The organism is Citrobacter sp. C6_1 (genome assembly GCF_014596835.2).
GTDB classification, from domain to species: Bacteria; Pseudomonadota; Gammaproteobacteria; order Enterobacterales; family Enterobacteriaceae; genus Citrobacter; species Citrobacter pasteurii.
On record NZ_CP115031.1, the window covers coordinates 786,098 to 802,822 of the forward strand.

The window sequence follows — 16,725 nt, forward strand, 5'->3', positions numbered from 1 at the left end:
GCGATGAATTAATCCTGACGCAACACCTTGTGTCCGTATTCCAGCAGCGCGTCGGTAACGTTGCGCATCATGCGGCTTTCCGGCGCAAAGCGGTGCCAGTACAGCATCCGCCGCTGGAACAGGCCTGGCGTTAAGTCGATCAGCTCGCCGCTTTCCAGCTCTTTCTCAATCTGTAAGTGTGGGATCATGCAGCAGGTAGTGCCCTGACGCGCCAACTGGACGAAAGCTTCAGACGAGTTAACGATGTGGCACGGCACGCTGCCCGGCGGCAGGTCGAAGTTTTGTTGTAAGAACGCCTGATGCATATCATCAAGATGGTCAAACGCTACCGCCGGGGCTTTCAGCAGGGCGGAGCGGGTGACGCCGTTAGGGAAATAACGCTCGGCGAATGGTTTAGAGCCAACAAACAGGTAGTCCAGCGCGCCAAGTTTATCCACCAGACAGCTTGGCAGCGCCTGATGTTGAATACTCACCGCACCGACCACTTCACCACGACGCAGACGTTCCTGGGTGCGCGTTTCATCTTCAACCTGCAGGTTCAGGCGAATCGGTGAATTGGCCAGTACCGGGGCCAGCGCCGGAAGTAACCACGTCGCCAGACTGTCGGCGTTCACCGCCAGCGAGAGCAGCAGTGGCGTCGAGCCGGTTTGTTCATCGCCCAACCACTCGTCTTCCAGCAGTTCAACCTGACGCAAAAGTGCCAGCAGTTTCTGCCCCTGTTCGGTAGGGCGTGGTGGTACGGTACGCACCAGCAGCGGTTGTCCGAACATATTCTCAAGCTGTTTTATGCGTTGTGAAACTGCGGATTGCGTGATGCACAGCTTTTGCGCCGCGCGCTCAAATCCCCGTTCACGAATAACCGCATCCAGTGCTTGTAGTGTTCTGTAGTCCGGACGTTTCATTGCTTTGACGCACTCCTGAAATTTTTGCTTGTTCTGCACTATGACACAAATTTAGGTTGGGTAAAGACGAAATCCGCCGCTTGCGAGCGGGTGTGGGGACATTTTTCTGCACAATGTTCTATAATGCGCATGAATTTTTCCACCATATTCACACCACAGGCGAAACGATCATGACGCAGGATGAACTGAAAAAAGCAGTAGGATGGGCGGCACTTCAGTATGTACAGCCCGGCACCATTGTGGGCGTAGGTACCGGTTCAACAGCCGCACACTTTATTGATGCGCTGGGCACAATGAAAGGTCAGATTGAAGGCGCAGTGTCAAGCTCGGACGCCTCGACCGAAAAACTCAAAAGCCTCGGTATCCACGTGTTCGATCTTAACGAGGTGGACAGCCTTGGCGTATACGTTGACGGCGCGGATGAAATCAACGGCCACATGCAGATGATCAAGGGCGGCGGTGCAGCGCTGACCCGTGAAAAAATCATTGCTTCGGTGGCGAAGAAATTTATCTGCATTGCCGATGCGTCCAAAGAAGTCGATATTCTTGGTAACTTCCCGCTGCCGGTGGAAGTGATCCCAATGGCGCGCAGCGCAGTCGCGCGTCAACTGGTGAAGTTGGGCGGCCGTCCTGAATACCGTCAGGGCGTGGTGACGGACAACGGTAACGTGATCCTCGATGTGCACGGCCTGGAGATCCTTGACGCTGTGGCCATGGAAAACGCCATCAATGCGATTCCGGGCGTAGTAACCGTAGGTCTGTTCGCCAATCGTGGTGCGGATGTGGCGCTGATTGGCACACCGGACGGCGTGAAAACTATCGTAAAATGATCTGACGGGAGCGTCTTCTCCCGTTAAAAAAATTTTGGCAGGGCAAATTTGGTGACTTGTGTCACGTTTATAATATTGTCCTGCCGATCCCTCCAAAGAAAAACTTATCGCCAGTATTTTCCTCTGACAATTCCCGCTGAATGACATTTCCTCAGCATGACGACGCAAACGTTCATATTGCCGCAATATTATTTTTTGATATGTTGAAGAGGAGGATGAAAATCCCACACACAACACATTAGTTTGAACAAAAAAGACAGGGTCGGGGAAATGGCAAAGGTATCACTGGAGAAAGAGAAGATTAAATTTCTGCTGGTTGAAGGCGTGCATCAAAAAGCACTCGAAAGCCTTCGTGCAGCAGGTTATACCAACATCGAGTTTCATAAAGGCGCTCTGGACACTGAACAGCTGAAAGAGTCCATCCGTGATGCCCACTTCATTGGCCTGCGATCCCGTACCCATCTGACTGAAGATGTGATTGACGCCGCAGAGAAACTGGTCGCGATTGGCTGCTTCTGTATCGGCACCAACCAGGTTGATCTGACCGCTGCGGCAAAGCGCGGGATCCCTGTGTTTAACGCGCCATTCTCTAACACGCGTTCTGTTGCCGAACTGGTGATTGGCGAACTGCTTCTACTGCTACGCGGTGTACCCGAAGCGAACGCCAAAGCGCACCGCGGCGTGTGGAATAAACTGGCTACCGGCTCGTTTGAAGCGCGTGGCAAGAAACTGGGGATTATCGGCTACGGCCACATTGGTACTCAGTTGGGCATTCTGGCGGAATCGCTGGGGATGCACGTCTACTTCTATGATATTGAAAATAAACTACCGCTGGGCAACGCCACGCAGGTACAGCATCTTTCCGACCTGCTGAATATGAGCGATGTGGTTAGCCTCCACGTGCCGGAAAATGCCTCCACCAAAAATCTGATGGGTGCGCATGAGATTGCGCTGATGAAACCAGGTGCACTGCTGATCAACGCCGCACGCGGTACGGTTGTCGATATTCCTGCGCTGTGTGATGCGCTGGCAACGAAACATCTGGCGGGAGCGGCCATCGACGTCTTCCCAACGGAGCCAGCTTCTAACAGCGATCCTTTCACCTCGCCGTTGTGTGATTTTGATAACGTGATCCTGACGCCGCATATTGGTGGTTCAACGCTGGAAGCGCAGGAAAACATCGGCCTTGAAGTAGCGGGTAAGCTGACGAAGTATTCCGACAACGGTTCTACGCTGTCTGCCGTGAACTTCCCGGAAGTATCGCTGCCGCTGCATGGTGGTCGTCGTCTGATGCACATTCACGAAAACCGTCCCGGCGTACTGACGGCGCTGAACCAGATTTTTGCCGAGCAGGGCGTCAACATTGCCGCGCAGTATCTGCAGACTTCCGCACAGGTAGGTTACGTGGTTATTGATATTGAAGCGGATGAAGATGTGGCGGAGAAAGCGTTGCTGGCGATGAAAGCTCTTCCGGGAACCATTCGCGCTCGTCTGCTGTACTGATTTCCTTTTAACGGGCAGGCTGCTGGCCTGCCCATCTTTCCTCTGATTATCCTGCCTTACTATCTCTTTGTGTAACGCATACATTCCGTTTTCGAGCCTTGCCGCAATTTGTAATTAAAGGCTGCGCTCTGCGTTGTACATCAATAAAAGGAATTTACGCCAGGGGCTCAGCATCGTGCTGAAACGGGAAAGCCCCTACCGAAGCAGGGGCTTTAAAAAGGAAAGGGACGATGATGAGATACGTCATCATGCTGCTGATCCTGTTAATCATCGCTTCGCCAGCATATTAACAGAGAGTACGCAGGAGGGAGGTTCGCCTCCCTCACCCTTCACCGAGAAAGCTAGTTTAAAAAAACGGCGCTGTCAATCGACAAAAAAGCTACCATTCCCATACTTTTGATGGCGTCACCACCGCAGGCAGCGGGATATCCCATTCTTCAACAGGCAGCTTTTCTACTCGCTGACAATCGTGCGCGTAGCCTACGGGCTGGATCTTATGCTGCTGCCAGTTTTGTAGCGTGCGGTCATAAAATCCGCCGCCCATGCCCAGGCGTTGCCCATATTCATCAAACGCCACTAACGGCGTAATCAGTACATCCAGCCGTGACAGCGGTAATACGTCACGTACATCAAGTCGTGGTTCCTGGATCTTTAAGCGATTGGTTACCAGGTCGCTATGCGGATGATAGTGCAGGAACAGCAAATTACCGGCGCTGAAGGGATGAAGAACCGGAAGATAAACGCGCTTGCCCGCTCGCCACAGCTGATCTATTAGCGGCTGGGTATCGAGTTCGCCATCGAACGAGAGGAATACTGCCACCGTATGAGCGAGTACAACAGGGGGAAAGCTGAGCATTCGGGTCGCGGCCTGCTGACCGTACTGATGCTGCTGCTCAGAGGTAAGCGCACGTCGACGCTGACGAATCAGTTGACGAATTTCTTGCCGGGATAAAGGGAGTTCAGAAAGTAGTGTCATGGCTGTTGCCAGGTAGAAGGGAATCTCCGAGATGCCGCCGCAGGCTGTAACCCTTGAACCCTTGGTTCAAGGTGAATGCGTCGTCACAGTTTTAAGGCTTCTCGGACGAGCCGAGCATGCTCACCAACCGTGGAGCGCCACATTCTTGTGGTATGAAATATCGGCTCAGGGGACTGGCCCGCTTGCAAACATCTCAGAGAAATTTTGTCTTCACGGTCACTCTACCACAGTAAACCGAAAAGTGTTATTCAAAGTTTTGGCCCGTTTTTTCGGTTATGCGACCCTGATCAAGCAACGCTTGTTCGATGGTCTGTTGTAGCATCCGAATACGTTGTTCCATGCTCGCCGCGTACTCACGCGTCTTCGCTTTTTCCTGAGTTAATTCATAGCTGATGTTCAACGCGGCGATGAAAACCAACTGCTCAGTATTTGTGACTCTAGTGCGAACTTTCAGATCTTGCAATCGCTGATTCAGATCGTCCGCAGCCTGATTCAACGCATCCCTTTGTTCAGGCGGGCAATTCACTCGCAGTGAACGGCCAAATATTTGGATATCGACGGGTTGTGCAGACATGCCACCTTCCTGCTGATTGACTGCGCTGCCTTCGTCTCCAGACCGTGGGTCCGCGAAGGGGCGACACTATAGCTACCCTGGTATCAAGATACAAGCCCTTTTCTGGTTCACCAGGGTCCAAAGTGGTAGCATATCATGAATATCCTCCCTTTGATGACGAATGCTTATGTCTATACAGAACGAAATGCCTGGTTACAACGAAGTTAGCCAGTTTTTGAACCAACAAGGGGCCGGATTGACCCCCGCCGAAATGCACGGTTTGATCAGCGGGATGATTTGCGGTGGCAACAACGACAGCTCATGGCAGCCGCTGTTGCACGACCTGACGAACGAAGGTCTGGCCTTCGGTCACGAGCTGGCTCAGGCGCTGCTGAAAATGCACTCTGCCACCAGCGATGCGCTGGAAGATGATGGCTTCCTTTTTCAGCTTTATCTGCCTGAAGGCGATGACGTTAGCGTGTTTGATCGCGCCGATGCGCTGGCGGGGTGGGTTAACCACTTTTTGCTGGGCCTCGGTGTGACACAACCGAAGCTCGACAAGGTGACAGGTGAAACCGGGGAAGCGATTGACGACCTGCGCAATATCGCTCAGTTGGGATATGACGAAGACGAAGATCAGGAAGAGCTGGAAATGTCGCTCGAAGAGATCATCGAATACGTGCGCGTAGCCGCCTTGCTGTGCCATGACACGTTTACGCGTCAGCAGCCGACCGCGCCTGAAGTCCGTAAACCGACTCTGCATTAAGAACAAAACGCCAAGGAGAGTGTGATGAGCGAAATATCTCAGCTAGAATTCCAGCGCCGCCGCCAGGCTTTACTGGCACAAATGCAGCCCGGCAGCGCCGCGCTGATTTTTGCCGCGCCTGAAGCGACGCGCAGCGCGGACAGTGAATACCCGTACCGCCAAAGCAGTGATTTCTGGTACTTCACCGGTTTTAACGAACCTGAAGCCGTGCTGGTGCTGATTAAAAGCGATGACACTCATAACCATAGCGTTTTGTTCAATCGGGTTCGCGATCTGACGGCGGAAATCTGGTTTGGCCGCCGTCTTGGCCAGGATGCCGCACCGGCAAAACTCGGCGTTGACCGGGCGCTGGCTTTCAGCGAAATCAACCAACAGCTGCACCTTTTACTCAATGGCCTGGACGCGGTGTATCACGCACAGGGCGAATATGCCTGGGCAGACGAGATTGTCTGTACGGCGCTGGATAAACTGCGTAAAGGTTCCAGACAAAATCTGCACGCGCCCGCCGCGATCATCGACTGGCGTCCTATGGTGCATGAAATGCGCCTGTTCAAATCAGCGGAAGAAATAGCGGTCATGCGCCGTGCCGGAGAGATCACCGCGCTGGCGCATACCCGAGCGATGGAAAAATGCCGTCCGGGGATGTTTGAGTACCAGTTGGAAGGGGAAATTCATCACGAATTTACCCGCCACGGCGCGCGTTACCCATCCTATAACACCATCGTTGGCAGCGGTGCAAACGGCTGTATCCTGCATTACACCGAAAATGAAAGTGAAATGCGCGATGGCGATCTTGTGCTGATTGATGCCGGATGCGAATACAAAGGCTATGCGGGCGACATTACGCGTACCTTCCCGGTAAATGGTAAATTTACCCCAGCACAGCGTGAAATCTACGATATCGTACTGGAATCCTTAGAGACCAGCCTGCGCCTGTATCGTCCCGGGACGTCCATCCAGGAAGTCACCAGCGAAGTAGTGCGTATCATGATTACGGGTCTGGTGAGGCTTGGCATTCTGCACGGCGAGGTCGATCAACTGATTACCGAAAATGCGCATCGCCCATTCTTTATGCATGGTCTTAGCCACTGGCTGGGTCTGGATGTCCATGACGTTGGCGTTTATGGTCAGGATCGTTCGCGTATTCTGGAGCCGGGAATGGTGCTCACGGTTGAACCGGGGCTCTATATCGCGCCCGACGCCGATGTACCGCCTGCCTACCGTGGTATCGGCATTCGAATTGAAGATGACATCCTTATTACCGAAGACGGTAATGAAAATCTGACCGCCAGCGTGGTGAAGAAGGCGGATGACATTGAAGCTCTGATGGCTACGGCGCGACTGCAATGAGCGTGATTATCGTCGGTGGTGGTATGGTTGGTGCGACGCTGGCGTTGGCTATTTCCGAGCTTAGCCATGGGACGCTGCCGGTTCATCTGATAGAAGCGAGCGCGCCTGACAATGATCGCCATCCCGGGTTTGATGCCCGGGCGATCGCGCTGGCGGCAGGGACCTGCCAACAGCTGGCGCGAATTGGCATATGGCAGGCGATTGCCGATTGCGCAACGGCGATCAAAACCGTTCACGTCAGCGATCGTGGCCATGCCGGATTTGTAACGCTGGATGCGCAGGAATACCATATTTCAGCGCTCGGTCAGGTGGTAGAACTGCATGATGTGGGGCTACGTCTGTTTGCGCTGCTGCGTAAAGCGCCGGGCGTCACGCTGCACTGCCCCGACCGCGTAGCCAGCGTGTCACGCACGCAGGAGCGCGTAGAAGTTACGCTGGAAAATGGCGAAATGATCGATGGTCGCCTGCTGGTGGCCGCCGACGGTACGCGCTCCGCACTGGCTACCGCCTGCGGCGTTGACTGGCTGCAACAGCCCTATGAGCAACTGGCGGTAATTGCCAACGTCACGACCTCCGTTGCGCACGAGGGTCGAGCGTTTGAACGCTTCACGCAATATGGCCCGCTGGCAATGCTGCCGATGTCTGACGGTCGCTGCTCGCTGGTGTGGTGCCATCCGCTGGAGCAGCGTGATGAGATTATGGCCTGGTCCGACGAACGTTTTTGCCGTGAACTACAAACCGCTTTTGGCTGGCGACTGGGACGTATTACCCATGCTGGTAAACGCAGCGCCTATCCACTTTCGTTAACCTCGGCGCAAAAAGCGATTACCCATCGTACCGTGCTGGTAGGGAACGCAGCCCAGACGCTGCATCCCATTGCCGGACAAGGTTTCAACCTTGGTCTGCGTGATGTGATGAGCCTGGCTGAAACGTTGGCCCAGGCGCAGAACAGCGCGGAAGATGTCGGTGATTATGCGGTGCTGGCACGCTATCAGCAGCGCCGCGAACGCGATCGCGAAACGACGATTGGCGTGACCAACAATTTGGTGTATCTGTTTGCCAATCGCTGGGCTCCGCTGGTCGTTGGGCGTAATGCCGGGCTGATGGCGATGGAATTATTCACACCCGCGCGCGATGCGTTGGCGGAGCGAACCCTCGGTTGGGTTGCGCGATAAATATGACCTGTAGGCCGGATAAGGCAACGCCGCCATCCGGCAAGGGTCTCCGCAAAAATGCCTGATGGCGCTGCGCTTATCAGGCCTACGGATTACAGGTTTCGAGGTATAAACAGTGCAAAGTGTTGATGTAGCAATTGTGGGTGGCGGCATGGTGGGGCTGGCGGTTGCCTGCGGCTTGCTGGGCAGCGGGTTGCGCGTTGCGGTGTTGGAACAACATGTTCCGCAGCCTTTGGCGGCGGATGCACCTCCTCAGCTTCGCGTATCGGCTATTAATGCCGCCAGCGAAAAACTGCTGACCCGTCTTGGCGTCTGGTCCGATATTGTCGCCCGTCGCGCTTGCTGCTACCACGGCATGGAAGTCTGGGACAAAGACAGCTTTGGACGAATTGCGTTTGATGACCAGAGTATGGGTTACAGTCATTTGGGGCATATCGTCGAAAACTCGGTGATTCACTACGCACTGTGGCAAAAAGCGCAGCGTTCAGCGGATATCGCGCTGATGGCACCGGCTGAGTTACAGCAGGTGGCCTGGGGAGAAAACGAGGCGTTCCTGACGCTGAAAGATGGCTCTATGCTGACCGCTCGCCTGGTCGTCGGTGCTGACGGTGCAAACTCGTGGCTGCGCAACAAAGCGGATATTCCGCTGACGTTCTGGGATTACCGTCATCATGCGCTGGTAGCGACTGTCCGTACGCAGGAAGCCCACGGCGCGGTTGCGCGTCAGGTGTTTCACGGTGAGGGGATCCTGGCATTTCTGCCGCTCAGTGACCCGAACCTGTGCTCTATTGTCTGGTCGCTCTCGCCGCAGGATGCTGAACGTATGCAGCAGGTAAGTGTAGACGAATTCAATCAGGCGCTGAATATCGCTTTTGATAATCGCCTGGGGTTATGCCAGCTTGAAAGCGAACGCCAGACGTTTCCGCTGACTGGACGCTATGCTCGTCAGTTTGCCGCCCATCGTATGGCCCTTGTGGGTGATGCGGCGCATACCATTCATCCGCTGGCAGGACAGGGCGTGAACCTCGGTTTTATGGATGCGGCGGAGTTGATTGATGAACTTAAGCGCCTGCAACGCCAGGGGAAAGACATCGGTCAGTACCTCTATCTGCGCCGTTATGAGCGTAGCCGTAAGCACAGTGCTGCGCTGATGCTGGCTGGAATGCAAGGGTTCCGTGAACTGTTTGCCGGGGAAAATCCGGCGAAGAAATTACTGCGTGATATTGGTCTGAAACTGGCCGATACCCTGCCAGGCGTAAAACCACAGCTCATCCGCCAGGCGATGGGACTGAACGATCTTCCTGAGTGGTTGCGCTAGCGTCCGTAAGGACAATCTTAAGAGTTTGAGACCCGTCACACTTTCCTCTCCCGGCCTGCGCGCCGGGATGCTTCTCTCATTTGAAATAATCTAATTCCACGCCTTTTTTCGCATTAGTTTTTTTTATATTACGTTTTTTTCATAACGCCATTTTTGACATTTTTTCCACATTTAATGTTGGTTGATGCGGCTAATTTCAGCTTGTCTTTATTTGTTATTCTGATTTGTTGCCATAGTTCTGGATTTTTATTCTGTCGACGATCTGGCTGTTTTTGGTCATAAGCTAATGTGATGGTTAATTTTGCCTTATGGTTTAGCGTCTGTTTCGGTGGTAAGTTCAGGACAAAGAGAACGTTTGCGTCGCAGCCCCTGGAGCGGCTGTGGTGCTGGGTTTCGTGGCGAAGATTTCACCACGAAAGAGTTGATAGCCCCGCTTATTCAACGAGGAAAAGATGGCTCAACAGACTCCTTTGTACGAACAACACACGCTATGTGGCGCGCGCATGGTCGATTTCCATGGCTGGATGATGCCACTGCATTACGGTTCTCAGCTCGATGAGCACCATGCTGTCCGCACCGATGCCGGTATGTTTGATGTGTCGCATATGACCATCGTCGACCTGCGCGGCAGCCGCACCCGGGAGTTCTTGCGTTATCTGCTGGCAAACGACGTCGCGAAGCTAACGAAGACGGGTAAAGCCCTTTACTCCGGCATGCTCAATGCGTCGGGCGGCGTGATAGATGACCTGATTGTCTATTACTTCACTGAAGATTTCTTCCGCCTCGTTGTAAACTCCGCCACCCGTGAAAAAGACCTCTCCTGGATTACCCAACACGCTGAACCTTACGCCATTGACATCACTGTTCGTGATGACCTGTCACTGATCGCGGTGCAGGGACCAAACGCGCAGGCAAAAGCTGCCACCCTGTTTACTGACGAACAACGCCATGCTGTTGAAGGTATGAAACCGTTCTTCGGCGTTCAGGCGGGTGATTTATTTATCGCGACCACGGGTTATACCGGCGAAGCGGGATATGAAATTGCCATGCCGAATGAAAAGGCGGCAGATTTCTGGCATGCGCTGGTACAAGCAGGCGTTAAACCTTGTGGTCTGGGGGCGCGTGACACGCTGCGTCTGGAAGCAGGCATGAACCTGTACGGTCAGGAGATGGACGAAGGCATTTCGCCGCTGGCGGCCAACATGGGCTGGACTATAGCGTGGGAACCGACCGATCGCGACTTTATCGGTCGGGATGCGCTGGAAATGCAGCGTGAAAAAGGCCACGAACAGCTGGTCGGGCTGGTAATGACTGAGAAAGGCGTGCTGCGTAATGAACTGCCGGTGCGTTTCACCGATGCTTCCGGCAACCAGCAGGAAGGAATTATCACCAGCGGGACATTCTCCCCAACCCTGGGTTACAGCATCGCGCTGGCACGTGTCCCGGAGGGCATCGGTGAGACCGCGATCGTCCAGATCCGTAACCGCGAAATGCCTGTAAAAGTGACTAAACCTGTTTTTGTGCGTAACGGCAAAGCCGTCGCGTAATTCATCCTTTTTTGGAGATTGATTGATGAGCAACGTACCTGCAGAACTGAAATACAGCAAAGAACACGAATGGCTGCGCAAAGAAGCTGACGGCTCTTACACCGTGGGTATCACCGAACACGCTCAGGAGCTGTTAGGTGACATGGTTTTCGTTGACCTGCCAGAAGTTGGCTCAACCGTTAGCGCGGGCGATGACTGCGCCGTTGCGGAGTCCGTAAAAGCGGCCTCCGATATCTATGCGCCAGTAGGCGGTGAGATTGTGGCGGTTAACGACGCGCTCAGCGACTCCCCGGAACTGGTCAACAGCGAGCCGTATGCGGGCGGCTGGATTTTCAAAATCAAAGCCAGCGATGAAAGCGAAATTGAATCGCTGCTGGATGCGACCGCATATGAAGCATTGTTAGAAGACGAGTAAATACGCTTTTGCCGGATGGCGCTGCGCTTATCCGGCCTACAAAGCATGCGTAGGCCCGGTAAGCGCTAGCGCTGCCGGACTCGTAAACAGAGACAATCACGATTCACTGCACGTTTCAGGAACCATCGCCCATGACACAGACGTTAAGCCAGCTTGAAAACAGCGGCGCTTTCATTGAACGCCACATCGGACCGGACGCCGCACAGCAGCAAGAGATGCTGCATGCGGTTGGCGCCGAGTCGTTAAATGCGCTGATCGGCCAGATTGTGCCGAAAGACATTCAGCTCGCAACCCCGCCACAGGTGGGTGAGGCGGCGACCGAATACGCTGCGCTGGCTGAATTAAAAGCCATCGCCGGGCGTAACAAGCGCTTCACGTCCTACATTGGCATGGGCTACACCGCCGTGCAGTTGCCACCGGTTATCCTGCGCAACATGCTGGAAAACCCGGGCTGGTACACTGCGTACACGCCGTATCAGCCAGAAGTTTCTCAGGGTCGCCTGGAAGCGCTGCTCAACTTCCAGCAGGTGACGCTGGATCTGACCGGCCTGGACATGGCCTCCGCTTCTCTGCTGGATGAAGCTACCGCTGCTGCTGAAGCCATGGCGATGGCAAAACGCGTCAGCAAACTGAAAAACGCCAACCGCTTCTTTGTGGCCGCTGATGTTCATCCGCAAACGCTGGATGTTGTGCGTACTCGTGCACAAACCTTTGGTTTTGACGTCATTGTTGATGACGCGGCGAAAGCACTGGATCACCAGGATGTGTTTGGTGTGCTGTTGCAGCAGGTTGGCACCACCGGTGAAGTGCATGACTACAGCAAACTGATTACCGAGCTGAAATCCCGTAAAGTTGTGGTCAGTGTCGCGGCTGATTTTATGGCGCTGGTTCTGCTGACCGCTCCGGGTAAACAGGGCGCAGACATTGTGTTCGGCTCTGCGCAGCGTTTCGGCGTACCGATGGGCTACGGCGGTCCGCATGCCGCGTTCTTTGCCGCTAAAGATGAATTCAAACGCTCTATGCCTGGCCGTATTATCGGCGTATCGAAAGATGCGGCGGGCAATACCGCACTGCGTATGGCGATGCAGACTCGTGAGCAGCATATCCGCCGCGAGAAAGCGAACTCCAACATTTGTACCTCGCAGGTCCTGCTGGCGAATATCGCCAGTCTGTATGCCGTTTATCATGGCCCGGTTGGCCTGAAACGCATTGCTAATCGCATCCACCGCCTGACTGATATCCTGGCAGCCGGTCTGCAACAGAAAGGATTGAAGCTGCGTCATGCGCACTACTTCGACACCCTGTGTGTTGAAGTTGCCGATAAGGCCGCAGTACTGGCGCGGGCCGAAGCGGCAGAAATCAACCTGCGTAGCGACATCCATAACGCGGTAGGTATTACCCTCGATGAAACCACCACCCGCGAAAATGTGGTGCAGTTGTTCAATGTTCTGCTGGGCGACAGTCACGCTCTGAACATCGATACGCTGGATAAAGACGTGGCGCTCGACAGCCGTTCTATTCAGGAAAGCATGCTGCGTGACGATGCGATCCTCAGCCATCCGGTGTTCAACCGCTATCACAGCGAAACCGAGATGATGCGCTACATGCACTCGCTGGAGCGTAAAGATCTGGCGCTGAACCAGGCGATGATCCCGCTGGGCTCCTGCACCATGAAGCTCAACGCCGCTGCCGAGATGATCCCTATCACCTGGCCGGAATTTGCCGAACTGCACCCGTTCTGCCCACCTGAGCAAGCGGAAGGTTATCACCAGATGATCGGCCAACTTTCCGAGTGGCTGGTAAAACTGACCGGTTATGACGCAGTCTGCATGCAGCCGAACTCCGGTGCGCAGGGTGAGTATGCGGGGCTGCTGGCGATTCGCCATTATCACCAAAGCCGTAACGAAGGCCATCGTGATATCTGCCTGATCCCGGCGTCCGCCCACGGTACTAACCCGGCTTCCGCACAAATGGCGGGGATGCAGGTGGTGGTAGTCGCCTGTGATAAGAATGGCAACATCGACCTGGACGATCTGCGTGCAAAAGCAGAACAACGTGCCGACAACCTCTCTTGCATCATGGTGACCTACCCATCCACCCACGGCGTGTATGAAGAAACGATCCGTGAAGTGTGCGACGTTGTGCACCAGTTTGGCGGTCAGGTTTACCTTGATGGCGCGAACATGAACGCTCAGGTTGGGATCACTACGCCGGGCTTTATCGGCGCGGATGTCTCGCACCTCAACCTGCATAAAACATTCTGCATTCCGCACGGCGGCGGCGGCCCGGGCATGGGACCGATCGGCGTGAAATCGCATCTGGCACCGTTCGTTCCGGGTCACAGTGTGGTACAGATTGAAGGGATGCTCACCCGTCAGGGCGCAGTTTCTGCCGCTCCGTTCGGTAGCGCATCTATTCTGCCAATCAGCTGGATGTACATCCGTATGATGGGCGCAGAAGGTCTGAAGCAGGCAAGCCAGGTAGCTATTCTGAATGCCAACTACATTGCCAGCCGTCTGAAAGATGCCTATCCGGTGCTGTATACCGGTCGTGATGGTCGCGTGGCGCATGAATGTATTCTCGACATTCGCCCACTGAAAGAAGAAACCGGCATCAGCGAACTGGATATTGCCAAGCGTCTGATTGACTACGGTTTCCATGCGCCGACCATGTCGTTCCCGGTAGCGGGTACGCTGATGGTTGAACCGACCGAATCGGAAAGCAAAGTGGAACTGGATCGCTTTATCAATGCGATGCTGGCCATCCGCGCTGAGATCGATCGCGTGAAAGCCGGTGAATGGTCACTGGAAGATAACCCGCTGGTTAACTCACCGCACACGCAAAACGAGCTGGTGGCGGAGTGGAACCACGGTTATAGCCGCGAAATCGCCGTCTTCCCGGCGGGTGTGGCGAACAAATACTGGCCAACCGTGAAACGCCTTGATGACGTTTACGGTGACCGTAACCTGTTCTGCTCCTGCGTACCGATGAGCGAATATCAGTAATCTGCTGATTCAACTATCTTTTAAAGGCGCTTCGGCGCCTTTATTTTTTGGGAGAAACGTTATGGCAATCGCATTGGTGACGGGCGGCAGTCGTGGCATTGGTCGGGCAACCGCGCTGCAACTGGCGCAAGAGGGCTACACGGTCGCGGTGAACTTTCATCACAACATTCGTGCGGCAACGGAGGTGGTGAACAGCATCGTCGCTGCAGGCGGGAAGGCGTTTGCTTTGCGGGCAGATATCAGCGATGAAAGCCAGGTGGTAGCAATGTTTGAGTCTATTGACCGTGAAGGCGAGCCGCTGACTGCCCTGGTGAATAATGCCGGGATTTTGTTTGAACAGAGCACGGTGGAAAGCCTAACCGCCGAAAGAATTAATCGCGTTCTGGCGACTAATGTTACCGGCTATTTTCTGTGCTGTCGCGAAGCAGTAAAACGGATGTCATTCAAGCACGGGGGGCAAGGTGGGGCGATTGTTAATGTTTCTTCAGCGGCCTCACGGCTTGGCGCACCTTTCGAATATGTTGATTATGCCGCATCGAAAGGGGCTGTGGACACGCTCACCACCGGCCTGGCGCTGGAGGTTGCGGCACAAGGGATCCGCGTAAACTGCGTGCGACCTGGTCTGATCTACACTGAAATGCATGCGTCAGGCGGCGAGCCGGGAAGAGTCGATCGCGTGAAATCACTGTTACCTATGCAGCGCGGCGGACAGCCGGAGGAGGTCGCGCAGGCGATTATCTGGCTGTTGAGCGAGAAAGCGTCTTACGTGACGGGGAGTTTTCTGGAACTGGCTGGCGGAAGGTAATGAGTTGTTTGCCGGATGGCGGCGTAAACGCCTGATCCGGCCTACAGATGAAGTCTCCGTAGGCCGGATCAGCGCAGCGCCATCCGGCAAAAAATCACAGATTCTCGCCGTTGCTGGCAATCACCGCTTTATACCACTCAAAACTCTTCTTACGCGAACGCGACATATCGCCGGTGCCGTCGTCGTGTTTGTTTACGTAGATAAAGCCATACCGTTTGCTGTACTGGCCAGTGGTGAATGACACGCAGTCGATGCAGCCCCACGGCGTGTAGCCCATCAGATCTACGCCATCATAGGTCACCGCTTTCATCATCTCTTCGACATGAGCACGCAGATAATCGATGCGATAGTCGTCGTTGATGCTGCCGTCTTCTTCCACTTTGTCGTAAGCGCCAAACCCGTTTTCAACGATAAACAGCGGCTTCTGGTAGCGTTCATACAGCTCACATAAAGCATAGCGCAGACCGACGGGATCAATCTGCCAGCCCCAGTCGGATGCTTTTACGTGCGGGTTCGGTACGCTGCCCTCAAAACCAGAAATGGCATCGCCGCTGCCGCCTTCCGCTTTTACCGCGTTGGTCATGTAGTAACTGAATCCGAGATAGTCACAGGTGCCTTCACGCAGGATTTGCTCATCGCCGGCCTCCATTCGGATGTTGAATTCGCGGCGTTCCCACTCGTTCAGTACATATGATGGATAGTAGCCGCGCAGCTGAACGTCAGTGAAAACGTAGCGCTCACGCATCGATTCCTGCGCGAACATCACATCTTCAGGCTTACAGGAGAACGGGTACAGTGGCACCATCGCCAGCATGCAGCCGACTTTCATTTCCGGGTTGATGCGACGTGCCGCCTTTACCGCCAGCGCGCTGGCGACAAACTGGTGATGCAACACCTGGTACATAGTCTCTTCAGGGTTTTCATGCCCGGTATACACCACGCCGGAGCAGCAATAACCAAACAGCGGTGCGCGCCAGTTACGCTGGTTGTTGATCTCATTGAAGGTCATCCAGTATTTGACCTTGTGCTTATAGCGCTCAAAAACGACTTCAGCAAAACGGACAAAGAAATCGACGACTTTACGATTGGTCCAGCTACCGTACTGTTGAACCAGGTGCAGCGGCATTTCAAAGTGGGAAAGGGTGATGACTGGTTCAATGTTGTACTTCAGCAGTTCATCGAACATGTCGTCGTAGAACTTTAGCCCTTCTTCATTCGGTTGGGTTTCGTCCCCTTTGGGGAAGATACGGGTCCAGGCGATTGAGGTACGGAAGCATTTGAATCCCATCTCGGCAAACAGCTTGATGTCTTCTTTGTAATGACTGTAAAAATCGACAGCTTCGTGGTTGGGGTAGTACTTACCGGACTCAACTTCCTGAGTGATTTCTCGCGGAACGCCGTGTGCCCCACCGGTCAGGACGTCGCAAATGCTGGGGCCTTTGCCACCTTTGTTCCAGCCGCCTTCAACCTGATGCGCCGCCACCGCGCCGCCCCATAAAAAATCGTTTGGTAAGGTAAGTTTTTTCATCTGCGCTCAGTCTCAAATTAATACAATCTGATTTTGAGTCTAACAAAGGAAA

The 16,725-nt window shown here is 54.3% G+C and carries 14 protein-coding genes and 1 other RNA gene; 10 read left to right on the forward strand and 5 right to left on the reverse strand.

The window, feature by feature from the left end:
- Positions 1-8: 8 nt before the first annotated feature.
- Positions 9-902, reverse strand: coding sequence for a DNA-binding transcriptional regulator ArgP (argP, locus tag IB196_RS03915; RefSeq protein WP_003026988.1), 894 nt, complete (start codon positions 900-902; stop codon positions 9-11).
- A gap of 170 nt (positions 903-1,072) precedes the next feature.
- Between argP and rpiA the strand changes: the two genes are divergently transcribed.
- Together rpiA and serA are read left to right on the forward strand one after the other, a co-directional pair.
- The gene (gene rpiA, locus IB196_RS03920) at positions 1,073-1,732 is read left to right on the forward strand and encodes a ribose-5-phosphate isomerase RpiA (RefSeq protein ID WP_003026986.1); all 660 of its coding nucleotides are present in this window, start codon (positions 1,073-1,075) and stop codon (positions 1,730-1,732) included.
- Between the two features lie 270 nt (positions 1,733-2,002).
- A complete protein-coding gene (gene serA / locus IB196_RS03925; protein ID WP_005123335.1) occupies positions 2,003-3,235 on the forward strand; it encodes a phosphoglycerate dehydrogenase in 1,233 nt (410 codons plus the stop codon).
- A gap of 379 nt (positions 3,236-3,614) precedes the next feature.
- Here serA and IB196_RS03930 read toward each other — a convergent pair whose 3' ends face one another.
- The 3 genes from IB196_RS03930 to zapA all read right to left on the reverse strand — a co-directional run bounded on the left by IB196_RS03930 (position 3,615) and on the right by zapA (position 4,785).
- Positions 3,615-4,211, reverse strand: coding sequence for a 5-formyltetrahydrofolate cyclo-ligase (locus IB196_RS03930; protein ID WP_040232121.1), 597 nt, complete (start codon positions 4,209-4,211; stop codon positions 3,615-3,617).
- A gap of 19 nt (positions 4,212-4,230) precedes the next feature.
- Positions 4,231-4,414: non-coding RNA, 6S RNA (gene ssrS / locus IB196_RS03935), on the reverse strand.
- 41 nt (positions 4,415-4,455) lie between these two features.
- Positions 4,456-4,785 (reverse strand): cell division protein ZapA, encoded by a 330-nt coding sequence (zapA, locus tag IB196_RS03940; protein ID WP_003026980.1) that lies wholly within the window; start codon positions 4,783-4,785, stop codon positions 4,456-4,458.
- A 166-nt stretch (positions 4,786-4,951) separates the two neighbouring features.
- Here zapA and IB196_RS03945 point away from each other — a divergent pair, with 166 nt between their 5' ends.
- From IB196_RS03945 to IB196_RS03980, 8 genes are all read left to right on the forward strand, one after another.
- Positions 4,952-5,530 carry a YecA family protein gene (locus tag IB196_RS03945; protein WP_003026978.1) on the forward strand — a complete coding sequence of 193 codons (579 nt, stop codon included), beginning with the start codon at positions 4,952-4,954 and terminating at the stop codon, positions 5,528-5,530.
- Positions 5,531-5,554: 24 nt separating this feature from the next.
- Positions 5,555-6,880, forward strand: a complete 1,326-nt coding sequence (gene pepP / locus IB196_RS03950) for a Xaa-Pro aminopeptidase (protein WP_040232124.1) — start codon at positions 5,555-5,557, stop codon at positions 6,878-6,880.
- Positions 6,877-8,055, forward strand: a complete 1,179-nt coding sequence (gene ubiH, locus IB196_RS03955) for a 2-octaprenyl-6-methoxyphenyl hydroxylase (RefSeq protein ID WP_005123340.1) — start codon at positions 6,877-6,879, stop codon at positions 8,053-8,055. The genes pepP and ubiH overlap by 4 nt, the downstream gene beginning before the upstream one ends.
- Positions 8,056-8,170: 115 nt before the next feature.
- Positions 8,171-9,373, forward strand: a complete 1,203-nt coding sequence (gene ubiI / locus IB196_RS03960; protein WP_005123341.1) for an FAD-dependent 2-octaprenylphenol hydroxylase — start codon at positions 8,171-8,173, stop codon at positions 9,371-9,373.
- A 452-nt stretch (positions 9,374-9,825) separates the two neighbouring features.
- Complete coding sequence (gcvT, locus tag IB196_RS03965) at positions 9,826-10,920, forward strand: glycine cleavage system aminomethyltransferase GcvT (RefSeq protein ID WP_040232126.1); 1,095 nt, start codon at positions 9,826-9,828, stop codon at positions 10,918-10,920.
- 25 nt (positions 10,921-10,945) lie between these two features.
- A complete protein-coding gene (gene gcvH, locus IB196_RS03970; RefSeq protein WP_005123344.1) occupies positions 10,946-11,335 on the forward strand; it encodes a glycine cleavage system protein GcvH in 390 nt (129 codons plus the stop codon).
- A 131-nt stretch (positions 11,336-11,466) separates the two neighbouring features.
- Positions 11,467-14,340, forward strand: a complete 2,874-nt coding sequence (gene gcvP / locus IB196_RS03975; protein ID WP_149692352.1) for an aminomethyl-transferring glycine dehydrogenase — start codon at positions 11,467-11,469, stop codon at positions 14,338-14,340.
- A gap of 61 nt (positions 14,341-14,401) precedes the next feature.
- On the forward strand, positions 14,402-15,145 hold the full coding sequence (locus IB196_RS03980) for an SDR family oxidoreductase (RefSeq protein ID WP_040232130.1): 744 nt from the start codon (positions 14,402-14,404) through the stop codon (positions 15,143-15,145).
- Between the two features lie 94 nt (positions 15,146-15,239).
- On the opposite strand, the gene bglA is transcribed toward IB196_RS03980, so the two are convergent.
- Positions 15,240-16,673 carry a 6-phospho-beta-glucosidase BglA gene (gene bglA, locus IB196_RS03985; protein ID WP_182289903.1) on the reverse strand — a complete coding sequence of 478 codons (1,434 nt, stop codon included), beginning with the start codon at positions 16,671-16,673 and terminating at the stop codon, positions 15,240-15,242.
- Positions 16,674-16,725 lie beyond the last annotated feature (52 nt).